The following is a 6,999-nucleotide window of genomic DNA, read 5'->3' as shown; positions in this document are numbered from 1 at the left end:
CCCAGCGGCGCAATAGGTTGGCGTTGATGCCATGCGCCATCGCCACGGCTGCCATGGACATCCCCGGCTGCATGCAGGCTGCCACGGCATTGGCCTTGAACTCGTCGCTGTGGAGCCGACGCCGGCGCCGAGCGCCAGCGGGTTGGACGGGGAAGGTCATACGTATCCACCAAAGTTGAGGTGGGTACGAGGCTCCTATGTGCCTATCGCATTCTCAAGATGGTCAGACTGGACGCTCACGTGCGACCACCGAAATCTACGTCTCCACAGACAGCCGGGAAGGGTCCTGACGCCTCACGCATGGCATGGGCATTCACTGCGAAGCAGTTCGCGACACAGACGTAGTTCGGTCGTTCCCTGCATCAGCGCTAGTGTCGTGAGTTAGAAGTTCGCAGTCTGTGTTGAACCACGCCGCCACTGYGGCCGTGGCGGGGAGTCTGACGCGGTTACTGGTCGACCTTGCTCACCGGCATTGAGCGAGTCGGCTCTGGCGCCCACCAGGGGCTGCATGGCACCGCGGCAGCCTTGAGACGGCGGGGGCTTCGGCGGCCGCCGCGCGCCACGAACTACCGATGCCGGCGAATTCTGCCGTGCAGTAAATCCGCAGGGAGTGCGTGTCGTTCAGAAGCTTTCCCAGTGGTCGGTACCGGTGCGCACGCCTGCCCGGGCAGGCACCGGTTCGGACGGCATCGGCGCCACGGCTTTGCTTGGGGCCGGCTTGGTCTTGCCGAAGACGGGGCGGGTCACGTTCTTCGCACGGTCGGGCCCGCGGCGCTCGGCGCTGCCCCGGTCACCGGCTGCTGGGGTGGACGCCTCGAATGTGACCGGCACGGCGGCCTGTGCGCCTTGCGCCAGCTTGAACACCGCCACCGCCTGCACCAGTTGCTGCGCCTGCACCTTCAGGCTCTCGGCCGCGGCGGCGCTCTCTTCCACCAATGCAGCGTTCTGTTGCGTGACCTGGTCCATCTGGCTCACGGCCTCTCCCACTTGAGAAACCCCCGCGCTCTGTTCGATGCTCGCGGCGCTGATCTCGCCCATGATGTCGGTCACGCGCTTGATCGAGCTGACCACTTCGGCCATCGTGACACCGGCCTGATCGACCAGGGCCGTGCCTTGTTCGACGCGTTCCACGCTGGCGGTGATCAGGCCCTTGATCTCCTTGGCCGCTTCGGCCGAACGACCGGCGAGGCTGCGCACCTCGCTGGCCACCACCGCGAAGCCACGGCCCTGCTCACCGGCACGCGCCGCCTCCACCGCGGCGTTGAGCGCCAGGATGTTGGTCTGGAAGGCGATGCCGTCGATCACGCTGATGATGTCGGCGATCTTCTTCGAGCTGTGGTTGATGTCCTTCATGGTGTCCACCACTTGGCCGACCACCTCGCCCCCCTTGATCGCCACCGTGCTGGCGCCCAGCGCGAGCTGATTGACCTGCTTGGCGTTGTCAGCGTTTTGCTTGACGGTCGAGCCCAACTGCTCCATCGACGCGGCGGTCTCTTCGAGGGCCGAGGCCTGCTCCTCGGTGCGCTGGCTCAGGTCCAGATTGCCCTGGGCGATTTGGGCCGACGCGGTGGCCACCGACTCGGAGTTCTGGCGCACGCCGAACACCACCTTGGCCAGGCTGATCTGCATCTCCTTGAGCTGCGCCATCAGGCTGGTGGTGTCGCCTTGTCTGAGATCGATGCGCACGCTGAGGTCGCCGGCGGCCACGCTTCGTGCCAGGTCGGCGGCCTCACCGGGTTCGGCACCGAGCTGGCGACCGATGGAGCGCACCAATACGAAGCCGAACAGCCCTGCGAACATCAGACCCGCGGCGATGGAAGCGATCGCGACCATGCGGATCCCGGCATAGCGTGCGGCCGCGGCCGCGTACTCCTTCTGGGCTTCGTCGATCTGTAGTTTGATGAGTGCGTCGTTGCCCGCTTCAAACGGGATGGACAGCGGACGGATCTTGTCCGTGACCAGGCGCTGTGCCTCTTTCAGGTCGTTGGCACGAAGCGCGAACACGATCGGTTTCAGCCCTTCCTGAACGAACTTCGTGCGGTCGCTRGCAAAGGTCTTGGCAAGCTTTTCCTCCTCAGACGTCAGGTCGGCGGCGACGTAGGCGTCCCAGAGCTTGGTGATCGTGGCGATGTTGGATTCGATTTCCGCGGTGCGTTCTTTAATGACTTCGGCGGTCGGGTTCACCAGCGCGATGTTGATGGCCAGCCGGTTGTGCAGCACCATGGACCTGATCTCGCCGAGCTTCGCGGTGGGCACTGTGCTGCCTTCGTAGACCGATCTCAGCGCCTCGTTGGACTGGCTGATGCCGTACAGGCCCAGGCCGCCGATGCCGACCAGCAGCAGTGACAGCGCGCCGACCAGCATGATGAGCCGAGTGGAAACCTTCAAGTTGTTCATGATGAATGTCCTTCGTACTGCAGTGAGATGGTCTAGTTCAGGGTTCGCTCGACCAGCCCCATCTCGGCGCCGGACATGAGTTTTTCGATGTCGACCAGGACCAGCATGCGTTGCTGTTTGCCTTGGTCGACCGCGCCGATGCCAGTGATATGGCTGGCATCAACGCAGGCGTTGAACTCCGGCGCGGGCTTGATCTGCTCGCCCTTGAGCTCGACCACGTCGCTGACCGAGTCGACGACGGCACCCACGACGCGGCCGGCGACGTTGAGGATGATCGTGACAGTGACAGCGTCGTAGGTAACCTGTTCGCGGCCGAACTTCATTCGCAGATCCACAACGGGCACGATCACGCCACGTAGATTCAGGACACCCTTGACGAAGGGTGGTGCGTTGGCGATGCGAGTGGGGTTCTCGTAGCCACGGATCTCCTGCACGTTCAAGATGTCCAGGGCGTATTCCTCCTCGCTGATCCTGAAGCTCAGGTACTCGCCACCGTGCGCTCGGCTGCGTGGCTCGCCGCTACCGGGATACAGGTGTGCTTCCGAAGAGGCTGCGGCCGACGAGGGTCGCTCGGAGACTTTGACGTCGCTCATCATGGGCAGGTGCTTTCTGAAACAAAGGGTGCGAATACTCAGGTGCTCGGGTGCTCTGGCGCTGGGAAGGCGCCTGTCGAGCGTCTGTTTGACATAGACCAAGGTGGTATCGGGCGAATAAATCATCGCTTGAGAAATTTATGCTCATTCGCCAAAATGCCGTGGCTTTGAGGCGCTTATCGCGCGGCTTGCCCGTCGTGACGTGGGCCACCATCAAAGCTTCCAACTCCGTGACGCACCGCCATTCCTGAAGCTGCCATGTTGCCCAAGACCCTGGCCGTGATCGATGACGATCAGGACTACGCCGAGTTCCTGGCGCTGTACTTGCGCGAGCAGGGTGTGCAGGTGCGCGTCTATGCGGACAGCAACGACCTGCTGGCAGATGCCGAAGCGCACCGCTACGAGTTCTATGTCGTCGATCTCATGCTGCCGGGGGTCGACGGCGTCGAGCTGATCAAAATCCTGCGCCGACGCAGCAACGCTGGATTGCTGGTGGTCTCTGGACGCTTGGCGCCGGATGTATTCAAGACCGTGGTCGCGGCTGGTGCCGACATGTATCTGACCAAGCCGGTGCAGTTCGAGCAGGTGGCGGTGGCCATCTGCGCGGTCCAGCGGCGCGCCGCCGGTGCAGCGCAGGCCGAAGTCGCCTGGCGCCTGGATCGGTTGGCGCGAGAACTGGTGGCCCCCGACGGTACGCGTGTGGACCTCAGTGACGGTGACCTGGTCGTCTTGGAATGCTTTGTCGAGGCGCAGGGCGAGACTGTGACGCGCGAGTCCCTGCGCCTGCGCCTGGGACGAAGCGCCCCTGACGGCGAAGTCGACGGACTGAACGCCGCCATCTACCGGCTGCGACGCCGCATCGAGCGGGCGACCCCCGCGCTCGTGCCCCTGCAGTCCAAGTCTGGTATCGGTTACGTATTTCGGGCGCCCTTGGCATTGGCCTGATCGATGCGCCGCACACGGCATCCGTTGCTCGGCGCTGCCGAGCAACGGATGCTGCGTCATTCAGGTGGCAGTCCTTGCGGGATCGTCAACCGCATCACGGTGCCGCCACCGAGTCGGGGAACTGCGTCGATCCGGCCGCCGTGCATCTCGGCCACGCGGCGCACAATGTACAGGCCCAGGCCGCTGCCGGGACGACCTGCGCCCAGGGCCCCGCGCTCGCCACGTTGGAACAGGCGCGGCCGCAGATCGGCCTCGATGCCTGCACCGCCATCAATGACGTCCACGATAAGGGCAAGCGGAAGCTCCGAGTCCGACACGCGCAAGACGACAGGCGATCCGCGAGGCGAGTAGCTCAGCGCGTTGTCGAGCAGGTTCCTCAAGGCCAGGCGCATCAGGCCAGGGTCCATGGCGGCGGTGCGCGTCGCCGTAGCGTGTTCGATCTGGACGCGCGCACGATCCTCTTGGGCGATGTCGCCGAGGGCGATTTCAATCAGTGCGTCGATATCGATGTCTTCCGACGTGGCGGAACTCGAGCCGGCCAGCAGCGCCGCGGCGGCAAGCGTGTTGTTCAGCCCTGCGACCACCTCGCCCAGCACAGCTTGCGCTCGCCAGAGCCGATCGGCAGCCACCGGCTCGCGGGTCTGCCCCAACGCGGACGCCGCGCTTTGCAAAGCGGCCAGCGCATTCTGCAAAGGTTGGCGCACTTCGTGTGCCAACACGTGCAGCATCTCGCTGCGCTCGGCCAGCAGCGCATCGAGCTTATGCGCGTGCTGTTCCAGCAAGAGGCGCAAGGCGTGTTCGCGGGCAAGTTCGGCTTCGTGCACGAGCTTCTCGGTCACGTCCTCGATCACGGCCCACGAGCGCAGGGGGCGTCCCTGAGTGTCACGCTCCAGCACAGCCGAGAGCAGCACGTCGAGCACACTGCCGTCCTTGCGCAGCATCTGGTAGGCGACGTTGTCGCAACGGCCCGTGCGAAAAAACTCCGGCAGCACGACCTGCCGCGCATGCTCGCGCGAAGGCGGCGTCAAGAACTCCGCTGAAGGCCTGCCGATGACCTCTGCACGCGTGTAGCCCAACTTGGACAGCCAGGTATCGCTGACGGCGAGCAGGTGCCCCTGTGGATCGATGGAGTGCAGCATGGCCGGGGTCGACTCGTTGAGCATGTCCCGGCGCTCTGCACGAAGTGCGTCCAGCTCCACGGCATGCTGCTCGACCTGCATGCGCAGCGTATGCTCGCGCTCGTGGTCTTCCGTCCTCGCTTGCTCCTTGGCGCGCGAGCGGCCCAGCACCAGGCCGACGTAGCCCATGTTGGCGTACAGCGCCGTCAGCAGGGCCGCGACGTTGACCAACCCATAGTCCAAGGCGGTAGGGGCGCGTCCTTCGCCCCAGCCACCCAGCGCGGCCGCTGCAGATATCGTCGACGCGACCGCGGACAATGCAAATACGGCGCCCAGCAAGACGGCACTGCGCGTCTTTTCGCGGCGGGCCAGTGTGAACGCGAGGTACGCCAGCCACGACGCACCAGCCAGGCGGATGCCGGCGCTATAGAGCTCGCGCGGGTCACGTCCCAGGTTCATCGACACCTGGAAGCCCAGAGTCGCCAGCGCGCAGATGAGCGCCAGCAGCGCCCAGCGGGGCCGCTGCCCCAACTCGCGCTGCAGGGCGCCGCCGCACAACAGATAGGCACCGTAGGCGAGAGCCGTGGCAACGGGGTAGCCCAGCACGTCGGGGACGTGCCCGCGCAGGCCGATCAGTACGAATCCGACCCCCGACATCAAGCCGCTGATACCCCATTGCGCCACCGTGGTCGCGTCGTGGCGGCTGGACAGGATGATCCATGCGGTCAGGGGCAGTGCGATGAACAGCAGTCCCTGGACGAAGAAATAAGCCTGAGCGTCGATGAGTGGGGCCATCATGGTCTTGTGATGTGACGCGAGTGCGCAATTGTCGCGGTGAGAGTGGTCAATTTGTGGGGCCAGTTTCAAGCGGCCCAGGAGTCGAACGTTGGCTCATCCTCGGGTCGTGTTCCAAGCACGACGGCGCTTTTTCAAGCCGATGGAGGGGAACGAACCGTCCGCCGTGGCGCCAACGCGCTCTCTTGCAGTCAAGCCTTCGCAACGTGCACTCGTTGTGCCTCGCCGCTGCTCGCGGGCGCATTCGGCACGGCGACCCGCACGTCGATCCGAACAGCTGCCACGCCCTGCCGATTCAGAAAGGCAACCAGGGCGGCTCGCCCTGCCGCAAGCAGGCCCTTGGCCGCCGGCCCCTCCATGGCGGTAGTCAGCACCAGGTGGCAAGGCCCCTGCTGCACCCAGCCTCCGACGTTCGAATCGCCAGCCGGTCCCCGATGTCGTAGCGTGAGTGTCCGACCTTCCCCGTCATTGCCTGACCGATCCTGATCGCCGATCGTCAAGGCTTCCCTTCAATGGAGAGATCGATGACGGACGAAGCAGGCGAGTCGAGTGATGGCCATGTGTCGGCGCGTGTTCGAGTGGATTGGCGCACAGGCCACCGTGTAGGCGATGTCCAGCGACTCCATGTGCATGCCCCAGAAGCAACGCCGGATGGTCGTTGATGCTCATCATCGCCTTGCCCTTCAGGSTKCGGAAKGCYSSGGCGATCGCCTCGTATTCCTCGAACGGRAACGGTCCGCCATACCCCTCGGTTTGCCAGTACGGCGGGTCCAGGTAGAAGAACGTGTGCGGCCGGTCGTAGCGCTCGATGCAGGTCTTCCAGCAGCCGCTCGACGAAGGTGCCGGCCAGGCGCAGATGCGCCGCGCTGAGCTACTCCTCAATGCGCAGCAGGTTCACCGGTGGCGCGGTCGTCGCCGTGCCCCAGGTCTGTCCTGCACCTTGCCGCCGAAGCACTGATGCTGCAGATAGTAGAACCGAGCAGCGCGCTGCACGTCGGTCAGCGTCTCCGCGGGCGTGTCCTGGATCCACTTGAAAACCTCGCGGCTGGACAGCGCCCATTTGAACTGGCGCACGAACTCCTCGAGGTGATGCTTCACCACGCGGTACAGGTTCACCAGCTCGCCGTTGATGTCGTTGATGCGTTGATGAC

General features: G+C 64.7%; 5 protein-coding genes and 1 pseudogene. 1 reads left to right on the top strand and 5 read right to left on the bottom strand.

Annotated features, from left to right (window positions below; all coding sequences use genetic code 11):
• The 3 genes from AC1DXV_RS29150 to AC1DXV_RS29140 form a co-directional block, all read right to left on the bottom strand.
• A partial coding sequence (locus tag AC1DXV_RS29150; RefSeq protein ID WP_477936906.1) for a transposase occupies window positions 1-160 on the bottom strand: 160 nt, incomplete at its 3' end.
• Between the two features lie 461 nt (window positions 161-621).
• Window positions 622-2,397 carry a methyl-accepting chemotaxis protein gene (locus AC1DXV_RS29145; RefSeq protein WP_477871633.1) on the bottom strand — a complete coding sequence of 592 codons (1,776 nt, stop codon included), beginning with the start codon at window positions 2,395-2,397 and terminating at the stop codon, window positions 622-624.
• A 32-nt stretch (window positions 2,398-2,429) separates the two neighbouring features.
• Window positions 2,430-2,993, bottom strand: coding sequence for a chemotaxis protein CheW (locus tag AC1DXV_RS29140; RefSeq protein ID WP_477871631.1), 564 nt, complete (start codon window positions 2,991-2,993; stop codon window positions 2,430-2,432).
• A gap of 255 nt (window positions 2,994-3,248) precedes the next feature.
• Here AC1DXV_RS29140 and AC1DXV_RS29135 point away from each other — a divergent pair, with 255 nt between their 5' ends.
• Window positions 3,249-3,935 (top strand): response regulator transcription factor, encoded by a 687-nt coding sequence (locus AC1DXV_RS29135; RefSeq protein ID WP_477936904.1) that lies wholly within the window; start codon window positions 3,249-3,251, stop codon window positions 3,933-3,935.
• Window positions 3,936-3,991: 56 nt separating this feature from the next.
• On the opposite strand, the gene AC1DXV_RS29130 is transcribed toward AC1DXV_RS29135, so the two are convergent.
• Both AC1DXV_RS29130 and AC1DXV_RS29125 read right to left on the bottom strand, forming a co-directional pair.
• Window positions 3,992-5,848, bottom strand: coding sequence for a sensor histidine kinase (locus tag AC1DXV_RS29130; protein ID WP_477936902.1), 1,857 nt, complete (start codon window positions 5,846-5,848; stop codon window positions 3,992-3,994).
• 509 nt (window positions 5,849-6,357) lie between these two features.
• A pseudogene (locus tag AC1DXV_RS29125) lies at window positions 6,358-6,988 on the bottom strand (DNA adenine methylase).
• Window positions 6,989-6,999: the final 11 nt, after the last annotated feature.

Source organism: Rhizobacter sp. P3_C12, assembly GCF_056402735.1.
This window is presented reverse-complemented; position numbering and strand designations above follow the sequence as displayed.

Excerpts from the sequence above, each read along its gene's own strand:
- AC1DXV_RS29140 (WP_477871631.1), bottom strand. The coding sequence starts at position 2,993 with ATGATGAGCGACGTCAAAGTCTCCGAGCGACCCTCGTCGGCCGCAGCC.
- AC1DXV_RS29130 (WP_477936902.1), bottom strand. The coding sequence starts at position 5,848 with ATGGCCCCACTCATCGACGCTCAGGCTTATTTCTTCGTCCAGGGACTG.
- AC1DXV_RS29135 (WP_477936904.1), top strand. The coding sequence starts at position 3,249 with ATGTTGCCCAAGACCCTGGCCGTGATCGATGACGATCAGGACTACGCC.